The organism is Rhizobium sp. USDA 4016 (assembly GCF_056279705.1).
Genome location: NZ_JBWCCY010000002.1, coordinates 1,345,735 through 1,372,579, shown reverse-complemented (window position 1 = coordinate 1,372,579; position 26,845 = coordinate 1,345,735). Strand labels below are relative to the sequence as shown.

General features: G+C 59.8%; 24 protein-coding genes and 2 pseudogenes. 16 read left to right on the top strand and 10 right to left on the bottom strand.

The window, feature by feature from the left end; all coding sequences use genetic code 11:
- The first annotated feature begins 49 nt into the window (after positions 1-49).
- The 9 genes and pseudogenes from ACZ9DP_RS07690 (at position 50) to ACZ9DP_RS07650 (ending at position 9,522) form a co-directional block, all read left to right on the top strand.
- Positions 50-982, top strand: a complete 933-nt coding sequence (locus tag ACZ9DP_RS07690) for a dihydrodipicolinate synthase family protein (protein ID WP_194731147.1) — start codon at positions 50-52, stop codon at positions 980-982.
- 435 nt (positions 983-1,417) lie between these two features.
- On the top strand, positions 1,418-1,990 hold the full coding sequence (locus ACZ9DP_RS07685; protein ID WP_194731146.1) for a GbsR/MarR family transcriptional regulator: 573 nt from the start codon (positions 1,418-1,420) through the stop codon (positions 1,988-1,990).
- 4 nt (positions 1,991-1,994) lie between these two features.
- Positions 1,995-3,695, top strand: a complete 1,701-nt coding sequence (gene cydD / locus ACZ9DP_RS07680) for a thiol reductant ABC exporter subunit CydD (protein WP_476201077.1) — start codon at positions 1,995-1,997, stop codon at positions 3,693-3,695.
- Positions 3,695-5,383, top strand: coding sequence for an amino acid ABC transporter ATP-binding/permease protein (locus ACZ9DP_RS07675; protein WP_476201076.1), 1,689 nt, complete (start codon positions 3,695-3,697; stop codon positions 5,381-5,383). The genes cydD and ACZ9DP_RS07675 overlap by 1 nt, the downstream gene beginning before the upstream one ends.
- Before the next feature lie 68 nt (positions 5,384-5,451).
- A pseudogene (locus tag ACZ9DP_RS07670) lies at positions 5,452-7,033 on the top strand (cytochrome ubiquinol oxidase subunit I).
- 5 nt (positions 7,034-7,038) lie between these two features.
- The gene (gene cydB, locus ACZ9DP_RS07665; RefSeq protein WP_476201075.1) at positions 7,039-8,190 is read left to right on the top strand and encodes a cytochrome d ubiquinol oxidase subunit II; all 1,152 of its coding nucleotides are present in this window, start codon (positions 7,039-7,041) and stop codon (positions 8,188-8,190) included.
- Positions 8,191-8,203: 13 nt separating this feature from the next.
- Complete coding sequence (gene cydX, locus ACZ9DP_RS07660) at positions 8,204-8,314, top strand: cytochrome bd-I oxidase subunit CydX (protein WP_040115511.1); 111 nt, start codon at positions 8,204-8,206, stop codon at positions 8,312-8,314.
- 145 nt (positions 8,315-8,459) lie between these two features.
- Entirely contained in the window at positions 8,460-8,765 is a 306-nt protein-coding gene (locus ACZ9DP_RS07655; protein WP_476201074.1) for a hypothetical protein, read from the top strand.
- 142 nt (positions 8,766-8,907) lie between these two features.
- Positions 8,908-9,522 (top strand): TerC family protein, encoded by a 615-nt coding sequence (locus ACZ9DP_RS07650; protein WP_476201072.1) that lies wholly within the window; start codon positions 8,908-8,910, stop codon positions 9,520-9,522.
- Between the two features lie 560 nt (positions 9,523-10,082).
- On the opposite strand, the gene ACZ9DP_RS07645 is transcribed toward ACZ9DP_RS07650, so the two are convergent.
- Positions 10,083-11,174 (bottom strand): LysR family transcriptional regulator, encoded by a 1,092-nt coding sequence (locus ACZ9DP_RS07645; protein ID WP_476201070.1) that lies wholly within the window; start codon positions 11,172-11,174, stop codon positions 10,083-10,085.
- A gap of 185 nt (positions 11,175-11,359) precedes the next feature.
- Here ACZ9DP_RS07645 and gstA point away from each other — a divergent pair, with 185 nt between their 5' ends.
- Both gstA and ACZ9DP_RS07635 read left to right on the top strand, forming a co-directional pair.
- On the top strand, positions 11,360-11,986 hold the full coding sequence (gene gstA, locus ACZ9DP_RS07640; protein WP_476201069.1) for a glutathione transferase GstA: 627 nt from the start codon (positions 11,360-11,362) through the stop codon (positions 11,984-11,986).
- Positions 11,987-12,066: 80 nt separating this feature from the next.
- Positions 12,067-12,507 (top strand): nuclear transport factor 2 family protein, encoded by a 441-nt coding sequence (locus ACZ9DP_RS07635; RefSeq protein ID WP_476201067.1) that lies wholly within the window; start codon positions 12,067-12,069, stop codon positions 12,505-12,507.
- A 12-nt stretch (positions 12,508-12,519) separates the two neighbouring features.
- On the opposite strand, the gene fhuB is transcribed toward ACZ9DP_RS07635, so the two are convergent.
- From fhuB to ACZ9DP_RS07605, 6 genes and pseudogenes are all read right to left on the bottom strand, one after another.
- Positions 12,520-14,511, bottom strand: coding sequence for a Fe(3+)-hydroxamate ABC transporter permease FhuB (fhuB, locus tag ACZ9DP_RS07630; RefSeq protein ID WP_476201066.1), 1,992 nt, complete (start codon positions 14,509-14,511; stop codon positions 12,520-12,522).
- A complete protein-coding gene (locus ACZ9DP_RS07625) occupies positions 14,495-15,367 on the bottom strand; it encodes an ABC transporter substrate-binding protein (RefSeq protein WP_476201065.1) in 873 nt (290 codons plus the stop codon). The genes fhuB and ACZ9DP_RS07625 overlap by 17 nt, the downstream gene beginning before the upstream one ends.
- A 5-nt stretch (positions 15,368-15,372) precedes the next feature.
- Positions 15,373-16,152 carry an ATP-binding cassette domain-containing protein gene (locus ACZ9DP_RS07620; protein ID WP_476201063.1) on the bottom strand — a complete coding sequence of 260 codons (780 nt, stop codon included), beginning with the start codon at positions 16,150-16,152 and terminating at the stop codon, positions 15,373-15,375.
- Positions 16,153-16,242: 90 nt separating this feature from the next.
- Positions 16,243-18,442: pseudogene (locus ACZ9DP_RS07615) on the bottom strand (TonB-dependent siderophore receptor).
- 167 nt (positions 18,443-18,609) lie between these two features.
- Positions 18,610-19,494, bottom strand: a complete 885-nt coding sequence (locus ACZ9DP_RS07610) for a helix-turn-helix domain-containing protein (protein ID WP_074071921.1) — start codon at positions 19,492-19,494, stop codon at positions 18,610-18,612.
- Between the two features lie 131 nt (positions 19,495-19,625).
- A complete protein-coding gene (locus tag ACZ9DP_RS07605) occupies positions 19,626-20,459 on the bottom strand; it encodes an amidohydrolase family protein (RefSeq protein WP_476201061.1) in 834 nt (277 codons plus the stop codon).
- Positions 20,460-20,618: 159 nt separating this feature from the next.
- On the opposite strand from ACZ9DP_RS07605, the gene ACZ9DP_RS07600 reads away from it, so the two are divergent.
- Together ACZ9DP_RS07600 and ACZ9DP_RS07595 are read left to right on the top strand one after the other, a co-directional pair.
- Positions 20,619-21,077, top strand: coding sequence for a YbaK/EbsC family protein (locus ACZ9DP_RS07600; protein WP_476201059.1), 459 nt, complete (start codon positions 20,619-20,621; stop codon positions 21,075-21,077).
- An 85-nt stretch (positions 21,078-21,162) separates the two neighbouring features.
- A complete protein-coding gene (locus tag ACZ9DP_RS07595) occupies positions 21,163-22,173 on the top strand; it encodes a Tim44 domain-containing protein (protein WP_476201057.1) in 1,011 nt (336 codons plus the stop codon).
- Between the two features lie 4 nt (positions 22,174-22,177).
- Here the strand turns inward: ACZ9DP_RS07595 and ACZ9DP_RS07590 are convergent, their stop codons facing one another.
- A complete protein-coding gene (locus tag ACZ9DP_RS07590; RefSeq protein WP_476201056.1) occupies positions 22,178-23,455 on the bottom strand; it encodes an L-fuconate dehydratase in 1,278 nt (425 codons plus the stop codon).
- Positions 23,456-23,481: 26 nt separating this feature from the next.
- Positions 23,482-24,216 carry an SDR family oxidoreductase gene (locus ACZ9DP_RS07585; RefSeq protein ID WP_194731137.1) on the bottom strand — a complete coding sequence of 245 codons (735 nt, stop codon included), beginning with the start codon at positions 24,214-24,216 and terminating at the stop codon, positions 23,482-23,484.
- A 290-nt stretch (positions 24,217-24,506) separates the two neighbouring features.
- On the opposite strand from ACZ9DP_RS07585, the gene ACZ9DP_RS07580 reads away from it, so the two are divergent.
- The 3 genes from ACZ9DP_RS07580 to ACZ9DP_RS07570 all read left to right on the top strand — a co-directional run bounded on the left by ACZ9DP_RS07580 (position 24,507) and on the right by ACZ9DP_RS07570 (position 25,669).
- Positions 24,507-24,740 (top strand): hypothetical protein, encoded by a 234-nt coding sequence (locus ACZ9DP_RS07580; protein ID WP_476201054.1) that lies wholly within the window; start codon positions 24,507-24,509, stop codon positions 24,738-24,740.
- 174 nt (positions 24,741-24,914) lie between these two features.
- Positions 24,915-25,109 carry a hypothetical protein gene (locus ACZ9DP_RS07575; protein ID WP_476201052.1) on the top strand — a complete coding sequence of 65 codons (195 nt, stop codon included), beginning with the start codon at positions 24,915-24,917 and terminating at the stop codon, positions 25,107-25,109.
- Positions 25,110-25,351: 242 nt separating this feature from the next.
- Positions 25,352-25,669 carry a hypothetical protein gene (locus ACZ9DP_RS07570; RefSeq protein WP_476201050.1) on the top strand — a complete coding sequence of 106 codons (318 nt, stop codon included), beginning with the start codon at positions 25,352-25,354 and terminating at the stop codon, positions 25,667-25,669.
- Between the two features lie 223 nt (positions 25,670-25,892).
- Here ACZ9DP_RS07570 and ppk2 read toward each other — a convergent pair whose 3' ends face one another.
- The gene (gene ppk2, locus ACZ9DP_RS07565) at positions 25,893-26,813 is read right to left on the bottom strand and encodes a polyphosphate kinase 2 (protein ID WP_476201048.1); all 921 of its coding nucleotides are present in this window, start codon (positions 26,811-26,813) and stop codon (positions 25,893-25,895) included.
- Between the last annotated feature and the right edge of the window lie 32 nt (positions 26,814-26,845).

Genomic DNA, 26,845 nt, shown 5'->3' with positions numbered 1-26,845 from the left:
TCGGAACGATGACTACTTCTAAGTTCCGGCCAAAAAGGGAGAGTGCGCAATGAAGCTCGATCACACAGCCAAGGGCGTCTATGCCATCGCCGCAACGCCGTTTCATCCGGACGGACGGCTGGACACGGTGTCGGTCGACCGGCTCACCGATTTCTATCTCGGGTGCGGCGTGAGCGGGCTTACCATTCTCGGGATCATGGGCGAAGCACCGAAGCTTGAGCCGGAGGAGTCGCTTGCAATCACCCGGCAGGTCGTGAAGCGCGCCGGCGTTCCGGTGATCGTCGGTGTCTCGGCGCCGGGCTTTGCGGCGATGCGCTCACTTGCGCGTGGCGCCATGGATATTGGTGCTCAGGGCGTCATGATCGCCCCACCGCCGTCTCTTCGGACGGACGATCAAATCATCGGCTACTATGCCCAGGCGGTCGAGGCGATCGGCGAGGATATTCCTTTCGTCATCCAGGACTATCCGCTGACGCTGACCGTGGTGATGACGCCTGGCGTCATCCAGAAGATCGTCAACAATCATCCATCCTGCGTGATGCTGAAGCACGAAGACTGGCCGGGGCTTGAGAAGATTTCCCGGTTGCGGGCAGCGCAAAAGGCGAGCGAGATGCGCGACATTTCGATCCTTTGTGGCAACGGCGGATTGTTTCTCGATTTCGAGATGGAGCGCGGCGCCGATGGCGCGATGACCGGTTATGCCTTCCCGGATATGCTGGTCGACGTCGTGAATTTCCAGCAGGCCGGAAACCGCGAGGCGGCACATGACCTCTTCGATGCGCATCTGCCGCTCGTTCGCTATGAGCAGCAGCAGGGCGTTGGCCTTGCCATACGCAAATATGTCCTCAAGAAGCGCGGCGCGATCGCCAGCGATTCCCAGCGCAAGCCCGCGGGAAGCATTTCGGAGAGGGCAAAGGCGGAGATCGATTACCTCCTTTCACGCGTTGCAAGATACGACAAGCGCGCGGCGTTCAGGACCTAGCCCGCCTCTTTTATTCGGCGCTCTATGTTTCAATTCGGCGCTCTATGTTTCTCGATCGTTTTTGAGCGGATTAAATATGCTCAATCCGTCGTAATCTCGCGCGTTATCCGTGATGAATAAGCATTTGTTGGCCTCGGCGATGGCGGCAATCATGATGTCGAGAGCGCTTCGTGATCGACTGGAAATTTTGCGATTCGACATGAGTCGCGCTCAGATCTGCCCAGCTCTTTTCATCAAGTGACAGCACGCGGCCAGCAAAAAGAGCCTGCGGTCCGTCTGGGCATTGTGTCAAGGTAATGGAGTTGTGACGCTCAGTGGGCTGAGCTCGGCCTGCAACCAAATTGCCGCAGCCCTGGTTACCTCGATTGAGAGCTGCGAAAACCGGTGTATAGTTTTTCAGAGATTTCTGAAATCATAGAAACAACGGAATCGCTAATGAATCTTCCGCCGCTCGTTCAATCCTTCGTTCTGCATTTCGGTGAGATGGGCTCGCGCTGGGGCATCAATCGCACGGTCGGCCAGATCTATGCGCTTCTTTATGCTTCGCCCTCGCCGCTTTGCGCCGATGAGATCGTCGACGCGCTCGGCATCTCAAGATCGAATGTTTCGATGAGCCTGCGGGAGCTGCAGGCATGGAACCTTGTGCTTTTGAAACATAGACCTGACGACCGCAGGGATTTCTTCACCACGCCTGACGATGTCTGGCTCATCCTGCGCACGCTTGCTGAAGAGCGGAAGAAGCGCGAGGTCGATCCAACACTCTCGGTTCTGCGTGAAATCCTCATGCAAAGGCCGGCGAGCGAAGCCGAACGCTTCGCCCAGGAGCGGATGAGCGAAATGCACGGTCTGATCGAGCAGCTGACGCATTGGTATGAGGACGTGAAACAACTTGAAACAGAACGCCTCGCAACGCTACTCTCTTTGGGAGCAAAGGTTACGAAGCTTCTGGAAGCCAAGGACCGGGTGGTTTCACTCGGCCGTGGCCGGCGGCCTGCGAACAAGAGCTAGCGCGATGGGGAGTGCTTTCTTCGACGAGCGAAAAGCCCATGCAGCCGGAGCGCCAGCAACTGGCTTGCCGGCCCGCTCGACCCGGCCCTTAGGTCTTCGTCATGCCGCTTCGCTTCAAACCGCTGCCGCTCTCTTGTGGATCCCGCAAGCCAGTCTGCTCGCTTATGCCGTCGGCGGCATTGCAGATGGCGATGGTCTTCGTGATGTCCTTTGGCCTGCCTTTTTTGTGTTGGTACTCGGTATTGCAAAGGCGCTGCTTGACGCGGTTGGCGGCCAGATTGCCCTCGACAGCGCGCGGACCGAACTGAGTTTGAGGAGACAGGTTGCCGTTGCAGCACTTGCCCGGCGATCGCCGATCGACGGCACGCGTCCTGCTTCCGGGCAGGTTGCGAGCATTCTCGGCGAGCAGGCGGAGCTTGTCGTTCCCTACCTCGCGCGCTTTTTTCCCGCTCGCTTCAAAGCGAGCGTCACCCCTTTCGTCATCCTTGCTTGCGTGCTAGCGACCTCCTGGGTTGCCGCGCTCGTGCTCTTCATTGCATTGCCGCTTATTCCGCTTTTCATGGCACTCATCGGCTGGCGCGCACAGGCCGCGAGCGAAAAGCAGCTCGCTGCAACAGGCAGGCTCAATGCATTCCTTCTCGACCGGCTCCGTGGACTGGCCACGATCCGCTCGTTTGATGCAGTCGGGCCGACTGCCACGCGCCTGCGGGCAGATGCTGAAGACCTCAAGACACGCACCATGGCGGTGCTTAAAATCGCCTTTCTCTCCTCGGCCGTGCTGGAGCTCTTTGCTGCGCTCGGCGTTGCAATGGTCGCGGTCTATGTGGGCTTCAGCCTCCTCGGCGAAATCCACTTCGGGACATGGTCGGGCAAGCTCAGCCTGGCCGAAGGCCTTTTCATACTCCTTCTCGCACCCGCCTTTTTCGAACCCTTGCGCGAACTTTCTTCCGTTTGGCACGATCGTGCCGCCGGAGAAGCGGCGATAAAGGCGCTCGACAGCCTCGGCGAGTGCGGCATTGAGATCGTAGATCCGGAGAGCACCGGCCCGGCGCCGCGCGTTGACCGGCTCGACATTGAATTCAACGATGTCAGCTTCCGTTACGATTGCTTGCGGCCTTCCGCGCTTTCCGGCTTCAACTGTCTTATCACGGACGGTGAGCATGTCGCGCTTTCAGGTGCGAGCGGCGCGGGAAAATCCACGCTGCTTGCGCTGATCGCTGGTCTGGCACCACCTCAGACGGGTCAAGTCCTGATTGATGGACGGTCCGTCGATGCGGGCGTGCGCAGCACCATGGTCTGGATCGGCCAGACGCCGCATATATTTGCCGCAAGCTTGGCGGGCAACGTCTTGCTGAACAGACATTGCGGCGTTCTGCAGGAGGCTTTGGCGCTTGCCAGACTGGACGGCGTTGCGGCCGCCTACGGCAAGCGGCCACTCGGCGAAGGCGGTGCCGGTCTTTCGGGCGGCGAAGCGTTGCGACTTGCGATCGCACGGGCGGCCGCCAATCCTTTCATTCGCATCATCCTGGCGGACGAACCGACGGCGCATCTCGACGCAGTGACTGCTGCGGAGATCACGGAAAGCCTGATTGCCCTTGCCAGCGAGAGGACGCTTATCGTTGCCACGCATGATAGGCGTCTTGCTGCGCGCATGGACCGCAGGATCGTCATCGATGCACCGTTCTTACAAGAGGCTGCTGAGTAATGAGAAATCTGATCCGGATCCTTGCGCCGATCCTCAAGCTTTTCTTTTCTGAAAGGCCGCGTCGTCTGTTGGCCGGTGCCTTGCTTTCTGCCGTCACGGTCATTGCGGGCCTTGCCCTGCTCGGCTTGTCGGGCTGGTTCATCACTGCCGCGTCGATCGCCGGCCTCTCTGCGGCAGCCGTCGCCTTCGACGTCTTTGCGCCGGCAGCCGCAATCCGCTTGCTTGCAATCAGCCGTACGGCCGCGCGCTACGGCGAGCGGATGACGACGCATGATGCGACGCTGGGCATATTGGCGGCGCTTCGTGAGACGCTTTTTCGCGGCTGGGCGGCACCTGATGCCGCACGCAATCTTCTCCGCCGGCCCTCCAAAGCGCTATTTCGCCTGACGGCTGATATCGATGCGCTGGATTCGCTCTACCTTAGAATTCTCGTCCCGATGGGTGCCGCGATCGGTGCCGCGGTTGTCGCTGTCGTCACGCTGGGCATCATGCACCCCGCCTTCGGGGTCACGGCCGGCGCGGTTTTGCTAGGCTCCGGCATCTGCGTTCCGATCGCCGCAGGCGGCCTTGCCAGAAAGCCTGCCCGGCGCCGCGCTTACGGCATCGAGGCGCTTCGCTCGCGCGCCATCGACCTGACAGCCGGCCAGACAGACCTCATGATGGCATCGCGCATGGAAGCGCAATGCGCGTCCGTTCTCGCAGCCGATCGCTATACCGCCAGGGCCGATCGTCATCTAAATCGGATCGAAACGGGCGTCACCTTAACCTTCGGCCTCGTCACCGCGCTCTTGCTCGCCGGCTCGCTTCTTGCGGTAGCGGCGCTTACCGAAGTAAAGGCTGTCACTGCACCGGTTGCCGCATTGGGGCTGCTGATCGCCTTTGCAGCCGTCGAACCCTTCACGGCCCTGCGGCGCGGCGCCCTGGAATTCGGCCGTGTCCTAGTCGCAGCCAAGCGGATCGGTCCGCGCCTGAGTGACGAGACGTTGCGACAAAAAAGAAGTGCCCCTGAAGCCGGTATCGCTCTTGGTCTGCAGGAGGTAAGCGTTAGACATGACGGCTCCGCCGGAGATGCGCTCCATGCAATCAGCCTGGAATTGAGGTTGGGTGAAGCATTGGCCGTCATCGGCCCGAGCGGTGCCGGAAAATCGACACTGCTGTCGCTGCTCGCAGATGAAGTGGAGCCGCGCCTTGGGACTGCTGCATGCGTCGATGCGACGCTTATGACGCAACGGACCGAACTCTTTCAGGATACGCTCGAAGGCAATCTGCGGCTCGCCAAGCCTGAGGCGAGCGACGCGGAATTGCGCGAAGCGCTTCTCGCCGCGGGGCTGCTTTCGGATGTCGAGGCTTTGCCGAAAGGGCTCGGCACACCTCTTGGTGAAGGCGGTTTCGGTCTTTCGGGCGGCCAGTCCCGTCGTCTGGCGCTTGCACGCCTGTTCCTTCGCGACACGCCGCTTTGGCTGCTCGATGAGGCGACGGAAGGTCTCGACAGCGCAACGGCAAGCGACGTCATGTCCCGCCTCAAGGAACGGGCGTGTGGCCGTTCCCTCGTCATTGCATGCCATGCCCGCCGGGAGGCTGCGATCGCCGATCAGATCGCAGTCATCGAAGGCGGTCGTATTGTAGAACTATCGCGCCGTGGAGAGGCGGCGTTCGAAAGAGCGCTCGAGCGGCTAAGGCCGGATTGAGTGCTGCGCTAACCGCGGACGCCGGCGGCGCCCGTTCGACATCCTGTGGGACCGTGGGAAGAAAAACAATGGAATTAGATATCGTCGCGCTATCGCGCTTCCAGTTCGCCCTGACGGCGCTTTATCACTTCCTGTTCGTGCCGCTGACGCTCGGTCTGTCGGTGCTGCTCGCGATCATGGAAACGACCTATGTGATGACCGGCAGGCAGATCTGGCGGCAGATGACAAAATTCTGGGGCACGCTCTTCGGCATCAACTTCGTACTGGGCGTTGCGACCGGCATCGTCATGGAGTTCCAGTTCGGTATGAACTGGAGCTACTACAGCTATTATGTCGGCGACATCTTCGGTGCGCCGCTGGCGATCGAAGGGCTGATGGCCTTCTTTCTGGAAGCGACTTTCGTCGGCCTCTTCTTCTTCGGCTGGGACAAGCTGTCCAAAGTGGGGCATCTGGTTGCTACCTGGGCCGTGGCGCTCGGCTCCAACTTCTCGGCGCTCTGGATCCTGATCGCCAATGGCTGGATGCAGAACCCGGTCGGCTCGGCGCTCAACCCGCAGACCATGCGCATGGAGATTACGAGCTTCTTCGAGGTGGTCTTCAATCCCGTCGCGCAGGCGAAGTTCGTGCATACGGTTTCTGCCGGCTACGTCTGTGCCTCGATCTTCGTGCTCGGTGTCTCGGCTTGGTACCTGCTGAAAGGGCCGCCATATCGAGCTTGCCAAGCGCTCGATGACGGTTGCCGCCTCCTTCGGACTTGCCTCGGCTCTCTCGGTGGTCGTACTCGGCGACGAGAGCGGCTATCTGGCAACGGAAAACCAAAAGATGAAGCTCGCCGCAATCGAGGCTATGTGGGAGACGGAACCGGCGCCTGCAGCCTTCACGGCCTTCGGCTTTCCAGACCAGCAATCGCGTGAGACGCATTTCGCCGTCCATATCCCATGGGTCATGGGGCTGATCGGGACACGCTCGCTGACCACCGAAATTCCAGGGATCGACAAGCTTGAACAGCAGGCCGAGACCCGTATCCGCGAAGGCATCAAGGCCTACGATGCGCTGATGCAAATCCGCGCGGCTTCAACACCGGCCGGCATTGCGCAGGAGGTTCGCAGCTCCTTCGACGACCTAGGCCACCAGCTCGGCTATGCGCTTCTATTGAAGCGCTATGTCGATGATCCGCGTCAGGCAACAGATGAACAGATTGCTCAGGCTGCACGCGACACGATCCCGCATGTACCGACCCTTTTCTGGTCGTTCCGCATCATGGTCGGGCTCGGCATGTTCTTCATCCTGCTGACGGCGGTCTTCTTCTGGCTGTCGGCCCGCCGCCGCCTCGACAAATATCCGCTGCTGCTGAAGGTCGCCGTTTTCGCCATACCACTTCCTTGGATTGCCATCGAGGCGGGCTGGATCGTCGCCGAGATCGGCCGCCAGCCCTGGGTCATCGAAGGGGTGCTGCCGACGGCGATGGCAGTTTCCAGCCTGGGGGCAAGCACGGTGCTCCTCACCATCATCGGCTTTGCCGCACTTTATACGACGCTCATCGTCGTCGAAATGAGCCTGATGATCAAAGCGATCCGGCAAGGGCCCGATCCGGATGACGAGCCGGACGCCGCACTTATTTCCGAAACCCTCGTACCAGCAGCGGAGTGATCGCCATGATCCTTCATGAACTCATCGACTACGAAACCCTACGCGTCATCTGGTGGCTGCTGCTCGGCGTATTGCTGATCGGCTTTGCGGCAACCGACGGCTTCGATCTGGGTGTCGGCACGCTGTTGCCCTTCGTCGCGAAGACCGACACGGAACGCCGTATCGCAATCAACACGATCGGCCCGGTCTGGGAAGGCAATCAGGTCTGGCTGATCCTTGCGGGCGGCTCCATCTTCGCCGCGTGGCCGCCGCTCTATGCCGTTTCCTTCTCGGGCTTTTATCTCGCCATGTTTGCGATCCTCCTTGCGCTCATCTTGCGCCCGGTCGGCTTCAAGTACCGTTCGAAGCGTGATAGTGCGCGCTGGCGCAACAACTGGGACTGGGCGCTGTTCATCGGCGGCTTCGTACCGTCGCTGATCTTCGGCGTTGCCGTCGGCAATGTACTGCAGGGAGTGCCTTTCCGTTTTGCCGACGACATGCGCATTTTTTACGAAGGCTCATTCTTCGGCCTTCTCAATCCATATGCGCTGCTTTGCGGCCTGCTCTCGGTTGCCATGCTCGTGCTGCACGGCGCATCCTGGCTGGTGCTGAAGGCGAGCGGTCCCGTTGCCGAGCGCGCCAGAAACTATGGAAGTATCGCTGCCCTTTGCGTTATCGTACTCTTTGCCCTCGGCGGCCTTTTCCTGGCGCTCGGCATCGATGGCTATCGCATCACCAGCACCATCAGCCCGGCCGGTCCGTCAAATCCGCTCTTGAAAACGGCGCAGCATGATGGTTCGTGGCTTGCGAACTACAGCACCTATCCGTGGCTGCTGATTGCTCCGGTACTCGGCTTGCTGGGTGCGGCACTTTCGTTTGCGGCAATGCGGGCGAGGCGCGAGGTCTCGACCCTGCTCTTCAGCAAGCTCTCGATCGTCGGCATCATCGCAACGGTCGGCGTCTCGATGTTTCCCTTCATTCTGCCCTCCTCGCTCGATCCGCGATCAAGCCTGACGGTCTGGGATGCTTCCTCGAGCCATATGACGCTTTTCATCATGCTCGTCGTTTCGCTGATCTTTCTGCCGATTGTCGCCGCCTACACTGCCTGGGTCTACAAAGTGCTGTGGGGCAAAGTCGACGAAAAGTCGGTTACCGACAAAAGCGGACACGCCTACTGAGGGAGACAAGATGATGTGGTACTTCGCATGGATGCTCGGGCTGCCGCTGGCGGCCGCCTTCGCCGTCCTCAACGCCATGTGGTACGAGCTCGTCGACGACGAAGCCAAGAAAAAGAAACAATGACAAACAAAAAGGTCAGGCCCAAAATCCCGGCCCTGAATGCAGCCTGCCACACCGCCGTCCCGTCCCCACAGCGACTTTGGTCAATCTGGCACAAGGATTGCGTCTTAATACCCATCGGAAGAATGGCGCGTGGGCAGGAGAAGATATGACGGTGTCAGTCACGGATATGATTGGTGCGACATGGCGTCTCGAAGATGCAATCCGGGAGGTCATCGCCGATCCGCAGAGTTTTCCCAATGAAATCAAACCTATGAAGAAAAAGGCTAAGGTTCTACCCCATCTTCTGGTGCAGAAATATCCACATCTCTCGGAGATCGAAAACGAACTACGCGGCGTCTTCGAAACCTGCCGCCTGGCGATTGACCACAAATCGATCAGTCCGGTCGTTGTAAAGGCAGCGATTGCCATTGCCGACGAATACCGGGAGATCATCATCAAGCTGAAGCACTGAATTTGCTGGTACGCGCGCCCCTAAAAACTTGGGGACAGAGCGCTTCCCCGCTTCGCATTTTCTTGACCTTGCGTCATTCATGGTTGACGTGGCGTTCCGGGGACACTAGCACGCTTCTCGAAGGCATTCTGGGGACGTTTCCATGGAAATCTTTACTGCTGCGGGCCTGACTGCACTCCTGCAGGTCATCGCGATCGATCTTGTTCTTGCCGGCGACAACGCCGTCGTCATTGGTCTTGCTGCAGCCGGGCTTCCGGTCGTACAGCGCAAGAAGGCCATTCTGGTCGGCATTCTTGCCGCCACCGTTCTGCGCATTCTTTTTGCATCCGTGACAGTTCAGCTCTTGAGCATCGTCGGCTTGTTGCTTGCCGGTGGTCTGCTCCTGCTCTGGGTCTGCTGGAAGATGTGGCGCGAGCTTCGCTCCCAGCACGCAAACGGCGGGGAGATTGGTCTGGAAGGCGAAGCGTCCACCGGACTTAAGAAGACCTTCATGCAAGCTGCAACCCAGATCGTCGTCGCCGACGTGTCGATGTCGCTCGACAACGTGCTGGCCGTTGCCGGTGCCGCACGCGACCACCCGACCGTGCTTATCCTGGGCCTTGCGCTCTCGATCGCTATGATGGGTGTCGCGGCGAACATCATCGCCCGCCTGCTCAACCGCCATCGCTGGATCGCCTATGTCGGCCTGCTGATCATCCTTTATGTCTCCCTCGACATGATTCATCGCGGCGTCCTGGAAGTGTGGCCACATCTCTAGCCTAAAGAGCGGACGCAATTGCCCTTTTAAGCGGATCGGCGAGAGCCGCTCCGCTTTTACTTATTCACGAACAGTGATGCTCATAGGTAGCGAGTGCGGCACGCCGTTCGCTTGACGCCTAACCTGTCGCAGCCACCTTCTGTGCAAGATGACCGCCAGGTCGTCCCCGTTTTGGATGCGGCCGAGCCGATAACGACCTTCGCGATCGCGAAGCGCGGACAAGTGACGATGTACGCGATACCGAGAGAAGAGCTCGTCCCGGCGCAGGCTATGGTGGCTGCACCTTGCCGAGCATCGGGCCGAGGGCCTTTCACAAACCACATTCTACAATGACAGTGCGGGTGCGGCGAACCGCACGGCCGGCCCTCCACCGCACTCCCCGAGCTGGGCGATTGCGCCGGAACCGCTCATCGTCGCGCCAGGCCCCTAATACGTCGATCGCCAGGAGCACGACAATCTGGGGCTTTCCGCGGCATCACTGAGGTCGAGGTCAGCGTCGATGGTGGGGCGAGCTATGCGCGCGCCGCCCTGGATGAGCGGCGAGACTGGGCCTGGCACTGCTACTCGCAGCCTTGGACGCCGGCCAAATCTGTGCGCGCCATAGACGCGACTGGTGCCGGGCAGCCGCAGGATGGCGCGCGCAACGCAGTAGGATGATCGAGACGACGCGATGCTCGCATCGCGTAATTCGACGTTGCCGAAATCAACGGGCGAGCCACCTGGCGATTGCCAGCTTTTCTTCCTTGTGTCGGTTGGCCTTCAAACACCGCGCGCTCGCCGACAAGGCCCTCGCCAACAACATCGAAGAACGCGCGCACGCGAGCAGTCCCTTTCAGGTCGGCATGGGTCACGATCCAGAGCTCGCCTGCTAATTCCGGGATAGGATCAGCAAGTGCGCGCACCAGCGCGCGATGACCATCGCCGAGATAGCAGGGAAGCAGTGCAACGCCTATCCCGGCTTTGGCAGCGACCAACTGATTGACCAGACTGCTCGTTCGATAGACGAAGGCGATGCCCGGCGCGTGACTGGCGAGCCAGTCAGCGGCCGCGATCCCGGCGATATGTTCTTCCCATCCGATCAGCGGACGCCCGACCACATCCTCACCGCGTGTTAACGGTCCGCCGATAGCGTCGAGAACCGCTGGCGATGCGTAGAGCGTCCAGCCGACGTCAGCGAGTTTACGCCCCCAAAGATCACCCTCCTTCGGGCGGACCGGACGGAGCGCGATATCAGCCTCGCGGCGAGACAGGCTCAGCACGCGATTATCGATCAAGAGCTCGACGACAATGCCGGGATAGGCGTGACGGAACGCGGCGACATGCCGGGTCAGCATGCTGCATGCAAGTGTTTCGGAGGAGGTGATGCGCAGCTTACCGGAGAGCCGGTGATCGCGGCCCGCGAGATCGCGATCGAGCGAAAGCATCTCGTACTCCATGCGCTCGGCGGCGGCGGCCATCCGTTCGCCGGCAGGAGTCACCTGATACGATCCACCCGGCAGGCGTTCGAACAATCGCACGCCAAGTCTCTTTTCCAGCGCGGTCAAGCGTCGAAACACGGTCGAGTGATCGATACCGAGCGCGTCCGCCGCCGCTGTAAGACCGCCCGTCCTGTCCACCGCCAAGACGAGCCGCAGCTCGTTCCAGTCATCCATTCCAGTCTCCAATCGCGGTCCTTAACATATAGCGCACTTGCAGCGATGCAAACGAGACTGGCAAAATGCCAACGAGCTTTGCGCCTATGTTGGGCTTATCTTTGTGCTTGTCGAATGACCTATGGGTCTCGTCGAACCATGACAGCACGCGGCAATAGACGTGACCTCAACCGAAAGGACTCGCAGTGAAGCTCTACTACGCCCCAGGAACCTGTGCGCTATCTCCCCACATCGTCGCCCTGGAAGCAGGAGTTCCGCTTGAACTTGAGCGGGTGGATATCCAAAAGACGCCACACCTGAGCGAAGCGGGTGTGGATTTCGTGACAATCAATCCCAACCTCTACGTTCCGGTTTTAGAGCTCGACGACGGCTCGGTGCTGACCGAGGGTGTCGCCATCATCCAGTTTCTTGCCGACCTCAAGCCGGATGCCGGTCTGGTTCCGGCGCTAGGCTCGCCAGAGCGATATCGCTTCCAGGCCTGGCTGAATTTTATCGCGACCGAGCTACACAGGATGTACAGCCCCTGGCTGTTTCACCCTGAATGTGGAGCTCAGGCGCAGGACGTAGCGCGCAGGAAGATCGCCGAGCGTCTTGAATTCGTCGAGGATCATCTCGCCAGGAGCGGTCCGTTCCTCTTGGGCGACCGATTTACTGCCGCGGACGCCTATCTCTTCACCATCGCCGGCTGGTCCGATTTCACCAAGATCGACCTCGTCGCTTTCCCGCGTCTCGGCGACTTCATGGCCCGCGCCGGTGCGCGCCCGACAGTTCAGGCAGCGATGGCAGCCGAAGGAATGAAGGTGGCGGCATGAATAGTGCAAGGCGAGCATCAATCTTCCAGTGTTAGTTAAGTTAAATTACGCAAGTGCCTTGAAATAAAAGGAGACTACCTATGGGAGCCCCATCTCCTGAACTCTGCAATCTCTGGCTCGCCCGCGCCTTCAACGCTCATGATGTCGAAGCGGCGGCAGCGATGTATCATCCGGAAGCCTCCATCACCCAGGTCGATGAGGTCCATGGCGGGACCATGATTGCTCGCGGGGCCGATGGCATCCGCCGTACCATGGCTGCCTATATCGGCCTCAAGCCGCACATGGATGTTGTCACCCACCACACCACGATCGCCGGAGATTTCGCCATGACCCGTTCGCAGTGGTCATCAAGGGCATCAACGACGACGGCCAACCGACCGAAGTGCATCACCACGGCATGGAAGTTCACCGCCGGCTACCCGATGGAACCTGGGTGTTTTACATTGATCATCCATTTGGAGCCGATCCGGGCTGGGCCGCCATCGCACCCCCGCATACTGAATAGGGTGCGTGCCCCATGAACCTCTGCGCCGCTACAGACGCGCCGCCTTGCGCGTGAGCAGCCAAATCAGATACGGGCCGCCAATCAGCGCAGCAAAGAGCCCTACGGGGACCTGATAGGGATAGATGACGACGCGCGAGAGCCAATCGGCGCAGATCAAAACGATAGCACCGATGAGGATGCTCGCGGCAAGCTGATGCGCCGGTTTCTGGAAGCCCATCAATCTCGCAAGATGCGGAGCGATCAGACCCGTCAGACTGAGTGGACCAACGAGGAACGAGGCGATTGCCGTCATCAGTGCTGCGATCGTTGCGAGCACCAGACGGCTCACCCTGGTCGACAGGCCGAAGGCGCGCGCGGCCGAACCACCGAGCGGCAAGATGGTCAACCATCGGCTCAGGAGGGGTAGCGGCGCTGCCAGGCCGGCCAATGCGGTCACGGCAGTCCATGCCTCGAACGGCCCTGCCCGGTTTGTCGATCCCGAAAGCCACGTGAGAAGGATGTAGCCGCGCATGTCGCCTTGCGCGAGGACAATCGTTACGATGGCCATCGAAAAGGCGCCGATGGCGACACCGGCGAGCAGCATGCGCTCCGGCGAAAATCGCGCGCGGGCAGCAATCGCGATCATGACAAGAAACGCCGCCAGCGCACCAAGCGACATCGCGCTCAGCATGACGATCGGCGACGGAAAACCGAAGATGAAGAGTGCAACGGTGAGACCTGCGCCGCCGCCGGCGCTCACCCCTAACACCTCCGGACTGGCAATCGGATTGCCGGTCACGCGCTGCATGATGAAACCTGCAGCCGCCAGCATCGCCCCCGCTCCGCCCGCGGCTGTAGTGCGCGGCAGGCGAAACGGCAGGAGGTCGGAGAAGAGCACGCCGCTTGCGATGTGCCATCCGTCATCGGCGGGTGCCGCCGTCAATGCGAGCCAGATGACGCCCACGAGTGCGATCAACAGCACAAGCAAACCGGCGGAAGGTTTGCGGAGGCGGCGAAAGCCAGGCGGCGGCTGAGGTGCGACCGCCGAGAAGGAATGGACGCGCGGCAGAAGGTAAAGCAGTAGCGGTCCACCGAGGAGTGCGGTTGCCGCACCTGCGGGCGCCAGGTCAGTAAAACCCGGTCCAAGCAGTTGCGTGATGCAGTCCGTCAGGAAAAGCAATCCGGCGCCCGTGAGGGGCGCGGCCATCATGATCTGCCCGGTCGTTCGCGCACCGGCAAGACGCGCGATCGCGGGTGCCGCGAGCCCCATGAACCCGATGACGCCCACCTGCGCCGTGACCGAAGCCGATAGCCAAACGGCAAGTGCCAGGACGGCAAAACGGGCCGTATGCAGCGCCAAGCCGAGGCTTTTTGCCCCGGCATCGTCCAGCGAGAGAACGCGCAGCGGCCGAAGCAGCAACAGGCCGGCGGTAAAGCCGATCAGAAGCCGCGGGGCGAGCGAAATCACGCCGCTCCAATCCTGCTGGCTGAGCGAGCCGGCTCCCCAGATGACGATCGACATCGCATATTCGCCGCGCGCAAGGATGATCGTGACGCTGAGTGCTGAGGCGATCAGGGTGACGATCATGCCCGAAAGCGCGACGGTGACCGGATCTAGCCCTCGCCGCCAGCCCAAGGCAAGGACGATGGCGACGGCGCTAAGCCCGCCTGCAAAGGCTGCAAGCTCGCGCGAAATACCGAGCAGCAGGGGGGAAGCGCTTGTCACGATGGTCAACGCCAGCTCAGCGCCGGATGCGACACCGAGCGTCGAGGCGTCGGCGATCGGGTTGCGCAGGACCCTTTGCAGCAGCAAACCGGAAAGCCCCAGAGCCGCACCGGCAATCAGCGAAAGCGCGGCACGCGGCATCATGCTCTGCCAGAGCAGGACCGCGTCGAGCCCAGCCGAATCCTCTGAAAGCTTCGGGCGAAGCAGGACGAGCAGCGCGAAGGCGACGAGGCAAAGCCCTGCCAGCGCGGAGCTCACGGCGAGTGGTTGCCGGATCCCTCTTGCGACAATCACGCGGTTAGCCGTTCCATGCATTGGAAAGCGCCTCCACCAGGAGATCAGCAAAACGCATCGCCGCCGGCAATGCGCCATAGGGATTGATGGAGTCGAGAATGATCACCCGTTTTTCGAAAACCGCGGGAAGCGCGTTCCAGAAAGCGCTCATCTCGAGTGTCGCTAGGGCGTCCTTCGGGTGCGGCGGGATCAGGACAATCCAGGCATCCGGCATGGAAGCGAGCGTTTCGATCCCGACCGGCGCCATGGCCGAATAGCTGGTCACGCCCTGCCAGGCATTTGTCAGTCCTGTGCATTTCAGGACAGCACCGAACATGCTGTCCGAGCCGAAGACGCGGTAATGCCGCGCATCGCCGAGATTAATGGGGATGATGGGACGTCCGTCGCCTTGCGCAAAGACGGTGCGATAGCGCTGAAGTTTCCCAGCCAGCTCTTCCGTGAGCCGTCTTGCCGCCTCAAGCTCAAGGCGCTCGCCGATCGCCAACGTCGTCTGGCGCGCAAGCTCGTATGGATCTTCGCCCGGCTTGTAGACCGCGTGATTCTCGACCGGCGCGATCGGGTTCATGCGTGCATCCGCCCAGGCATAGAAATTCGAGTTGAAGATCAGATCGGGCCTGGCGAAGCGAAGCACCTCGAAATTCGGTGTGCCGCGCAGTCCGAGGTCGGCGACTGATGCCGGAACCTCGGGTTTCACGACGACCTGGCGGAATTGCCGGAGCTCGGTTCCGGCAACCACATTTGCGCCGATAGCAAGCAGCGTTTCGAGCAGTGCCCAGTCGAGCGTCGCGACCCGTCGCGCTTCAGCTGCCCTGACGAGAGCCGGCGTTGCAAGCGCAGCTGTCAGTGCCATGAGATGCCTGCGGGTAAAATGCGCCATGGCCGTCACAGGAGATAGCTGACGGGTTCGCCGCGTGCAGGATGCGGGAAAACGCCCATGCCGATCCCGAAGATCGTCTTCAGCAGGTCGGCCTGCATGATCGTGCCTGGCGTTCCTTGGGCGGTGATGCGGCCATGATTGAGCGCAATGATCTCGTCACAGTAGCGCGCAGCGAGGTTGATGTCATGCAGCACGATCACCACACTCAGACCGCGCTCGTGGCTCAGCGACTGGACGAGCGAAAGCACCGATGCCTGATGCGCGAGATCGAGCGCCGAGGTTGGCTCGTCGAGCAGAAGGCAACGGGCATTCTGCGCCAGCATCATGGCGATCCAGGCGCGCTGGCGCTCGCCGCCCGACAAATTCGCCACCATTGCGTCGGCGAACGCCTCAAGGTCCGTTCGCGAGATCGCATCCTCGACCAGCTCGCGATCGATTTTTCCGAACCGGCCGAGCGTGCCATGCCACGGAAAGCGACCGAGAGAAACCAGCTCACGGACCGTCATTCCGTCGGTGGGAGGCGCAAATTGCGGCATATAGGCAACGTTGCGCGCGAAGGCGCGGCCGCCCCATTCCGCCGCCGCCCTGCCCTCGACGCAGACCGTTCCGGAAACCGGCGCGATATGACGCGCGATGATTTTCATGAGCGTGCTCTTGCCGGAACCATTTGGTCCGATGAGCCCGTAAATACGCCCGTGCTCCAATGTCAGGTCGATGCGCGAAAGGATCTTCCTTGTGCCCGTGGAATAGTCGACGCCCGACATCGTCAGAAAGGGTGTGGACACGATCAAGTGCTCCGTTGTTGCATCGAAACCCATACGGGAGAGCACTCCCTCCCGCACTCGGTTTCCTGCAAACTCTATTTTCTTGTCAACTTACCACTTCTTGCTGAGCTTGAAGGTGATCGTGCGCGCATCGCCGTAGCCGCACGTGCTGAGACCTCCGCAGCCCTTGACGTATTCCTTGTCGAAGAGATTGGTGACGTTGAGTGAGGCGCCCCAATTTTCTTTTTCGTATCGGATTGCGGCATCGAAGACGGCAGCGCCTGGCACCTTCTTGCTGTTCTCATTGTCTGCCCAGGACCAGCCCTGATAGCGCACACCACCGCCGACGCTTATGCCTTCTAGCGCACCCCGCAAAACAGTGTAGTCGAGCCATAAGCTCGCTTGAACTTTCGGCTGGAGATAGGGGGTGTTGCCGACGAGCGCCGAATTGGTGTCCTCGGTAATTTCAAGATCGGTGTAGGAGAAGCCGGCAATCGCTTTCCAGCTATCGGTGAGATTGGCTTTGCTCTCGAATTCGAAGCCCCGCGAACGCACCTCGCCAAGCTGGCTTGAGAGCATCGTCGAGGGATCCGTTACGACAACGTTTTTCTTCGTGATCTCGAAGAGTGATGCGGACATTGCGCCGTCGAAGAAGGTTGGTTCGTATTTTATGCCGGCCTCGATCTGATTGCCTTCCTCCGGCTTGATATTGGGGGTGAGGCTGGTTGCGACGATCGGGTTGAAGAAGGTCGCAACGCCGACATAGGGCGTCAGGCCGTTTGCGAATTCATAGGCGAGGCCTGCACGCCCGCTGAAGGCCGTCCTGTCGTAACTATAAGTGAAATCCTGGATAGGCGCCCAAAAAGTAGGACCGTTATGCGTTTCCGTATCGACATAGTCGTAGCGGCCGTTGAGGGTCGCCAGCCAGCCCTCGCCGAAATGGATCTGATCCTGCACGTAGGCTCCGACCTGCCGCTGCGTAATGACCTGATTCAGATAGCTGTTGTTTGCCGGTTGTGGATCACCGTAGACGGGATCGGTAGGGTTAATCGGCGTAGCGGCTGACGCGGCCTGAATGTGGTCGAGCCGGTAGTATTTATAGTCAATGCCGAGCATCACGTTATGCGTGGTCCCGCCAAAATCGAATTCGTTCTCCGCACGGTTGTCCACTGAAAAGGAATCGACCTTGGATCTGTGTTCGAAGCCGATACGGTTGAGCCAGTAATAGTTTGGGTTTGTGCGATCGGTCGTGTTGAGATAGCCGAAACCATAAGGGCCAATCTCATGTTTGCGCAGATGCCCGTAGCGAGCGCTCTGGGTAATTTTCCAGCCATTATCGAACGCGTGCTTGAGCTCGTAGCCGATCATATGCTGAGCATAGTTACCTTGATCGATGTCCGGCTCGCCGAGGAAAGCGTCGCGCGGAATCTTGCCGAAGGGAGCGTCGGTGACGGTGCCCTCGTAAGGGAAAAAGCCGTTCCCGGTATGGACTTGATCCAACACACCCACATAGCCCCAGACGTTGATCATCGTCGCATCATCCGGAACTATTGTCAGCTGCGGCATGATGAAACCACGCAGGTCATGGGAAAAATCGGAATAGTTATCGCCGCCGGCGACTTTGCCTGTCAGCCGATAGGTCATGGTATCGCTTGACCCGACTTCGTCCGACAGATCCACGCCGGTGAAGGCGTTTCCATTACTGTTGATGCCGATATCTGTATAAAAGAGCGGCTCGTCGGTTGGACGCTTACGAACCAGGTTGACGATACCACCCGGGTTGGAACCGCCATAAAGAACCGAGGCTGGGCCTTTAAGAACCTCAACACGCTCCAGCATGAAAGGATCAATCTGGAAGCCGCCGAAACCGTAGCTAAAGAGGTTCAGGCCGTCCATGAAGACGCCCGTCTGCGTGGCGTCGAAGCCGCGGATATAGAACCAATCAGTATCGCCCATCATTGCCGAACGGTTGGGCATTGACGCCGGGCGTATAGGAGAGCGCCTCATCCACCTTGTTCACGACGCCGCGGTCGTGCATTTCCTCAGAACCAACAACCGACACCGATTGCGGTATCTCCTTCAGCGGCGTATCGGACTTGGAACCGGTCGTAGAGCGCTTCGCCACATAGCCCTTCACGGGGCTCGTCGCGGTCGCCTCGGAGTTGGCATTTCCCGCCTCGCCCCGAATGATGACGGGCTTCAGCTCGGTTGCTTCCTGCGCCGACGCAGACATTGCAATTGCCAGCCCGACAACGGCAACGCCGGTCAATAGCTGCGCCTTTAAGATGAGCCCCTTTGTTTGCCCACGCATATTGTTTACCCCACTCGCACCGAGAAGTCTTAACCCCGCGGCCATGCCCTTTTGATAAGATGAGTCTTTAACTCAAATTTTAGGTTGTGGATTGTCGCATTCGGTGGAATTTGAACGTTTTTGGGCAAATTTTCGCGGCCCAAACAAATGCTCGCACGGCGTTGTTTTCAGGCAACGTGCGCCTTTTTCCAGTGGGCAGGCGTGGTGCCGACATTCTTGCGGAAGACACGCGTGAAATGCGCCTGATCGGAAAAGCCCGTCTCCGCAGCGATCGCCGGGAGCGTGAATTCGCCCTTTGAGAGCAATTGCTTGGCCTTGTTCAGCCGGGCATTCGTTTGCCACTGGTGCGGCGCGACACCGGTCGACGCCTTGAAAGCGTGACTGAAATGCGATTGCGAAAGGCCGGTGAGATTTGCGAGTTCTTCCAGCCTGATATTGCGAAGGCAATTCTGTTCAATAAACTCAATCACGCGCCGAAGCTGCCAGCTTGCAAGCTTGCTTCGCTTGCGTGCAGGCGCTTTCGTGAGCTTCATCACGTCGATAATCAGCGACAAGCAGAGGCCATCGCCATAAAGATCATGCAGGGGCTCTGGATTGATGCATTCTGCGGCGATTAGGTTTGCCAGCGTCAAAACGCGCTCGTCGTAAAAGAGCAGCCGCGCGTCACCCAGCCGCTTCGGATCGATATCCTCCATCAGCCGACGGCCGACGATGTCTGCGTCGAAATGGATATCCAGATGACGGACGAACTGGACATCAATGAGATCGGCCCAAAGTTCCATGCCGGCCGGAACATAGGAGATCGGCCGCCGCACCGTATCCTGCACCAACCCGCTGCTTTTTGGCGCCAGCTTGATCATCGAATTGCCGGGACCGCGCAAGTCGAGAAGAATGAACAGCCGTGGATCGCTGGCAACATAATAGCCGCCCGCATAAGGCGCGCACTCGACATCCCACACGTCTGCGACGATGCCGTTCCAGTTCCGGCGGTTCATCCCGCCGACAACGGAAAAGCCTTCAATCTTGTTTTGCATCCGCGGCTGAAACGTCATATCGGATCCTGCCCGACTGGGTCATGATAAACCTTCTTACAATAATCAAGTTTTCCTATCGAAAACACCGCCGATGGGCAATAGAAAACCGGGCGCAAAAGCGCTGCGCGATAAGCTTCATGTCGGCCGTGTCAAAGCCCGTAAAATCGCTCGCCGTTTGATGCCCAGATCTTTTGCTGGTCGGCGGCGGGCAGGCTCTTCATGGCGTGGTCGAGCGTCTCGATCCAGCGGCTGTAATCCGCGACGAGATTGACGACAGGCCAGTCGCTGCCGAAGACGAGGCGATCGGGTCCGAAAATGTCGAACACCGTCTCGAGATAAGGTTGAAGCCGCTCCGGCGTCCAATCCGGCCCGTCCTCGGTCACGATGCCGGAGATCTTGCAATGTACATGGTCGAGATCACGGAAGCGTTCCATGTCGCGCCGCCAAGGTTCAAAGTTGCCGCTTCCGATTTCGGGCTTGGCCATGTGATCGACGATCACCGGCAGATCGGGATAGCGCTCGATGAACCTCACCGTGTTGAGGATATGCCGCGGCTTGATCAATGCGTCAAATCGCAGTCCATGGTCGAGCATGGCGCGGAAAGCCGGATCGAGTTCTTTCTTCAGGATCCAATCCTCTTCAGGCAGATCCTGAAGATAGGGACGGATGCTCTTCAGCTTCGCAAAGCGTGCCCAGTTCCCAAGGTCGGCGGCGGCCGTCGGCGCGAGAAGATCAAGCCAGGCAACAACGCCCTTGATGAAATCCCGCCCGTCGGCAAGGCCGAGAAGATAGCCGGTTTCATGAACGGAAGACGCAGCCGAAACGACAACGACGCCCTCGACATTGTTCTTCTCCATCAGCGGAACGGCATCGCGCGGCCCATAGTCACGATAGAGCACCCTGTCATCCGGCGACATCCAGAGCGAATAGTAAGGCTCCATCGCCAGCGTCCAGAAATGCATATGGCAATCAACGCGCCGCATCGCTTTCCTCCCTCAAATGTCTCTCGGCGCGACAAAGAAGCTCAGAAAACCGGCCGGATCGCAAGTGCATTCAGGTTCGAAATGCGATTGAAATTCCTCGAGCATCAGATACTTTCCAAGGTCATTTAGATCCCGATCGTTCTGGTCCTGTATCCGCCCATGAGCTTTGAATCCGTCCGCGCATTTTTCAGCGCACATGCACCTGAGATCGAAATCATCGAAACCCCCGAAAGCTCGTCGACGGTGGCGCTTGCGGCCGAAGCGCACGGAGTCGAGCCGGGGCAGATCGCCAAAACGATCTGCCTCAGGGTCGGCGATGAGACGATGCTCGTTGTCGCAAGCGGCACGGCTCGCCTCGACAACCGGAAATTCAAGGATGCATTCGGCGGCAAGGGCCGCATGCTGGGACCGGAAGAAGTCCTGGAAGTCACCAGCCATCCGGTGGGCGGTGTCTGCCCCTTTGGATTGCCCGCCCCAATTCCAGTCTATTGCGATGTTTCATTGAAGCGTTTCGACGAAGTCGTGCCGGCCGCCGGTTCCACGCATTCGGCGGTCCGTATCGCGACGGAGCGGCTGGCCGAACTCACCGGAGCCAAATGGGTCGATGTCTGTCAATAAGTCGAGTCGGCGAACTTCAAATTGTCAAGAGAACACCTATATTAGCTCGCAAACATGCCATGGTTGTTGCATGACAGGAGATATGATGCAGAGTGCCGTTTCGCGTTTTGCCAAGATTGCGGCGATAGCCGTTCTGACGAGCGCTACCGTTTTTGCTGCCTATAGCGATGCCGAGGCGCGCCGCGCCGGAGGTTTTGGCGGGTTCGGCAGCCGCGGAACGCGCACCTTCCAGGCGCCCCCGGTCACACGCACCGCGCCTGCTCCGGCCGCGCCGATGGAACGTTCGATGACGCCGCGCCCACAGACCCCCGCTACCGCCCAACAGCCTGCTAACCCGCAGCGTTCCGGCGGTCTCTTCGGCGGGTTTGGCCGTTCGATGATAGGCGGCCTGATAGCCGGCGGCCTGCTCGGCATGCTCCTCGGCCACGGTTTCGGTGGCGGCTTCGGGTTCCTCGGCATGCTGCTGCAGATTGCCCTGATCTTCGGCGCAGTCATGCTTGCCATGCGCTTCTTTGCCAATCGACGCCAGCCGTCCTACGGTGCGGCAGGCGGCCGGAGTGCCTCGTCCTACAGCAATATGTCGTCTAACAGCAATTCGTCGTTTAACATTCCGGCGATCGGCTCAGGTGCTGCAGGCTATCAACAGCAGCAACAGCGCAACGACAGACCAAGCGACGAAATCGGATTGGCGCAGGCCGATCTGGATCAGTTCGAGGAGCTGCTGACCAAGGTGCAGACCGCCTACGGCGCCGAGGACTATGATACGTTGCGCAAGCTGACAACGCCCGAAGCCATGTCCTATCTTGCCGAAGAACTCGGCGAAAATGCCACCAACGGCGTGCGCAACCGCGTCTCGGACGTCAAGCTGCTGCAGGGTGACATTGCCGAAGCCTGGCGCGAGGACGGTCAGGATTATGCAACGCTTGCAATGCGCTATTCGTCGATCGACGCAATGGTCGATCGTGACAGCGGCCGCGTCGTTTCCGGTGACGATCGCCACCCCGGCGAAAGCACCGAAATCTGGACCTTTGTACGCAGGACCGGCAGCGACTGGAAGCTAGCCGCCATTCAGAGCACAGAGCAGCGCGCTGCCTGAAATATCAGCCCTTGAAGGTGTAGTCGGTGATCGACTGCGCCTTCATTTCAATTGAAAAACCAGGCATTGACGGCGGCATATAGGCCGCGTCCTTGATCACGCACGGGTCGAGGAAGTGTTCGTGCAAATGATCGACATACTCGATCACGCGGCCGTCCTTGCTACCGGACACGGCAACGTAGTCGATCATTGACAGATGTTGCACATATTCGCAAAGGCCGACGCCGCCCGCATGCGGCCATACCGGCAGACGGTATTTTGCGGCGATCAGCAGCACGGCCAGCACCTCGTTCAGGCCGCCCATGCGGCAGGAATCGATCTGCACGATGTCGATCGCCCCTTCGGCGATGAATTGCTTGAACATGATCCGGTTTTGGCACATCTCGCCGGTTGCGACCTTGACCGGTCGGATGGCCTCACGAATTTTCCGGTGTCCGGCCACGTCATCGGGACTTGTCGGCTCCTCGATGAAATAGGGCTTGGCGAAGGCTAGTTCCTTCACCCAGTCGATTGCCTGCTTAACCTCCCAGACCTGATTGGCATCGATCATCAGGTAACGATCCGGGCCAATCACCTCGCGGGCGATACGCAGACGGCGGATATCATCCTGGAGATCGCGGCCGACCTTCATCTTTACATGGTTGAAACCTGCGTCGATCGCTTCCTGACAGAGACGGCGCAGCTTTGCATCATCATATCCGAGCCAGCCGGCAGAGGTCGTGTAGCAGGCGTAACCTTCTTTCTCGAGCGTTGCGATCCGCTCGGCCTTCCCCGCCTCGGCACGTTTCAGGATCGTGACCGCCTCGTCGCGCGTCAGCACGTCGGTGAGGTAGCGGTAGTCGACGATGTCTGCGATTTCCTCCGCCGCCATCTCCGCGACCAGCCGCCACACAGGCTTTTCCGCCTGCTTCGCGAGAAGATCCCAGAAAGCGTTGACCACGGCCCCCGTCGCCAAATGGATGGCGCCCTTCTCCGGACCAATCCAGCGAAGCTGGCTGTCGCCTGTCAGATGCCGCCAGAATCCACCTGGATTGGCGAGAACCTGGCTAAGATCTGCGCCGACAACCAAATGCTCCATCGCCTTTATTGCCAGGCAGCAGATGTCGTTGCCGCGGCCGATCGTGAAGGTGAGCCCGTGGCCCGAAAGCCCCGGCTCGTCCGTATCCAGAATAACGTAGGCCGCCGAATAGTCCGGGTCCGGATTCATCGCATCGGAGCCGTCGAGGCTTTGCGAAGTGGGAAAGCGAAGATCAAAGACACGAAGGCCGGTAATGCCTGTCATGGGTTCCTCCCGAACTGGCCGGGCGGTCAGATCGTCCAGCCGCCGTCGATCGCGTAGGCCTGTCCACTGGTATAGGTAGCACCGGCAAGATAGACGGCAAGGTCGGCAATCTCTTCCGGCGTGCCGAGACGGCCCATCGGCTGGCGAGAAATAAAGGCAGCGCGGGCTGCATCATAGTCGCCCTGCGCGCGCATGCGATCCTGCAGCGACGGGCTTTCGACCGTGCCGGGGCAAATGGCATTGCAGCGGACGCCCTCGGCGACGTAATCGGCGGCAACGGATTTCGTAAGGCCAATCACCGCCGCTTTTGTGACGCCATAGGCAAAGCGGTTCGGCACACCCTTGATGCTGGAGGCAACCGAAGCCATGTTGATGATCGACCCGTCCTTCCGCTCCAGCATGCCGGGAAGCACGGCGCGGATCGTGCGGATCATCGCCTTGACATTGAGGTCGAAAGCAAATTCCAGGTCGGCATCCTGCATTTCCAAAATGGATCCGGCGTGCACGAAGCCGGCGCAGTTGAAGAGCACGTCGACCGCGCCGATTTCAGCGACCAATGCCTTCACCGCCCCTTCGTCGAGCACGTTCAACTTGTGCGTCGACACCCCGGTGTCGGCGGCAAGCGTTGCCAGCGCATTCGCATTGATATCCGTCGCGTGAACCTTTGCCCCGGCCTGCTGAAAGGCGATTGCGCTGGCACGGCCGATGCCTTGCGCTGCCGCTGTGATCAGAACGGTCTTGCCGGAAAGAGTGATCGTCATGTCTTGGCCTTCTCAGGGTTTTCAATACGTGGGGGTAGAGCTCGGTTTCATCGGTGCCGAACCTGAACGGCGGCTTTTATGGTGTCAATCGAATAGTGAATCTGTCTCTCGCTCGACGTCGATGGGAGACTATATCGAGGACGAGGCCGTCAATTCTTGATTCTCGATTGGGGGACAGTTCCGCCATTACCCCACGCGTCAGGACACTCACACATTAGCGTTGCGAGGTTGGCGACGAGGTTTGTTCGGATCGCTTTTTCCAAAACGAAACGTCATCTGGAGGAAGGCATATGCTCATTGGACACCAGGGCAAGCGTCCTAAGATCGACCCAGCCGCGTGGGTCGCGCCTGATGCAACAATTTGCGGTGACGTCACCATTGGCCCGGGCGCACGCATATTGCATGGCGCGCGCATCATCGGAGAAGGAGGTGGCGCCATCCGCATCGGCCGCTGCTGCATCGTCATGGAGAACGCCGTCGTGCGCGGCGGCCCCCGACACTCCTGCTTGATGACTAATGCCTGATCGGTCCGAACGCGCATGTGACCGGCGCAGAGCTTGAGAACGAGGTATTCGTCGCGACCGGGGCTGCCACCTTCCATGGCGCCCGGGTCGGCCACGGCAGCGAGGTACGCGTCCACGCTACGGTGCATTTTTGCGCACCCGGCTCGATCCTGGACCACGGTGCCGATCGGATGGGTGGCCGTCGGGGACCCTGCCGGCATCCTGCCGCCCGATCGGCACGATGACATCTGGGCCGTGCAGGAGTCGCTGAATTTCCCCGACTGGGTCTACGGCTTCGATCGCGCCACACCCGATCTTATGCGGTATGTCACCGAACGGCTGTCGGACACGCTGGGGGCGCATGAAAGCGACACAGTGCTTGGTTCATAGTGACGGCACGCCAATATATGCTTTGGCAGCGATCCCAAAGCCGCGTTCAGCAAGGTCGAGCCGAGTTGACAGACTGGCGGAACTGCTTCGACAGTCACGCCAGCATGTGCGCTTCGATGTTGGCAGCGACAAAAGCATCGGGCACAAAATCGGACGATTCGCGTCGATTGACCGCCGCGCGAACACATTCGGAACATTTGATATTCCAAAGTGTTTCCACGACAGCGAACGAAGGAGGGTTCATGCTCTCCATTCAAGAAAATGTCGTCAATTGCACGAAGCGCATCGGCGCATGTGCCGTCGGACTTCTGTGCGGATTGGCGGTTGCCCAACCGCTCGCCAGTCAGTCGGATCGCTGCCAGGCGCCAGATCAGCAGCAGAACCGGGCGCGCGCCCTTGAGAACGGCAATTCAGGACTTACGGATGGGTCGGATACCTCGAAATTGTCTGATTGCAACGGCGTGCTAAAGCCGCCGTCCATCGGCGACGGAGACCTTGTCAAGCCTGCGCCACCTATTGGCAATACGCCCGTAATCCCGCCGGATTTTCCGAAGCAGTAGGCAGAATTGTGCCCGGATGTACGTGACAACCCGTGGCGAGACAACGACAACGCTGCCGTGGTCGTGTGGATTGTGCTGAAGGCGAGAAGATATCCGTCATCTCTACGCAGACGGAAACCTTTTCCAACAGCATTACCTTCTCCTGGCGGGAACAGTAGACGACGAGCCAGCAGCTAAGAAGGTTGCGTGATCCGTACAGTGTCTTGATGCTTTTGGGCTGGCATCAGTATTTCGGCGGCACGTAGAGCTCCGGCGGGAGGACCTTGCGTTCGTAGTCGGGGTTAAACACGCGCTCTGGGAGCGCGATGTCCTCATGCGGCACGTCTTCGTAGGGAATCTGCTTAAGCAGGTGGTCGATGCAGTTGAGGCGGGCCCGCTTCTTGTCGTTGCCCTCGACGATGTACCAGGGCGCCTCAGCGATATTCGTGCGGGCGAAGGTCTCTTCCTTTGCCTTGGTATAGGCTTCCCAGCGCACGCGCGATTGCAAGTCCATCGGCGACAGCTTCCACTGCTTCAGGGGATCGTGGATGCGCATCAAAAAACGCATCTGCTGTTCCTCGTCAGTGATCGAGAACCAGTATTTGACCAGCCGGATGCCGGAGCGCACCAGCATGCGCTCGAACTCGGGCACATCGTTGAAGAATTGTTCCACCTGGTCTTCGGTCGCAAACCCCATGACGCGCTCAACGCCGGACCGATTATACCAGGACCGATCGAAGAGAACGATCTCGCCACCGGCCGGCAGATGTGGCACGTAACGCTGGAAATACCATTGGGTTTTCTCTCGGTCCGAAGGAGCCGGCAGCGCCACCACTCTCACCACGCGAGGGTTGAGCCGCTGCGTGATGCGCTTGATCACGCCGCCCTTGCCGGCCGAGTCGCGTCCCTCGAAGATCACGACGACCTTCTCCCTGTGATAGGAGACCCAGTCCTGCAATTTGATCAGCTCGGCCTGCAGCGCCAGAAGAGCGCGGAAGTAATCGACACGCGGCATCGGGGGCGGATGCGACGTGCGATAGATCTTGCGGATTTCTTCCGACAGCGCCGGTTCGGAGAGCTCGAGTTCGTAGTCCTCGTCGAGCGTATCGGCCAATTCGGCTTCCAGCCAGTCTGGTTTATCGAGATCATCCTTTGACGTATTCATATCTCTCTCCGATGTGCCCCGCATCATGCCAC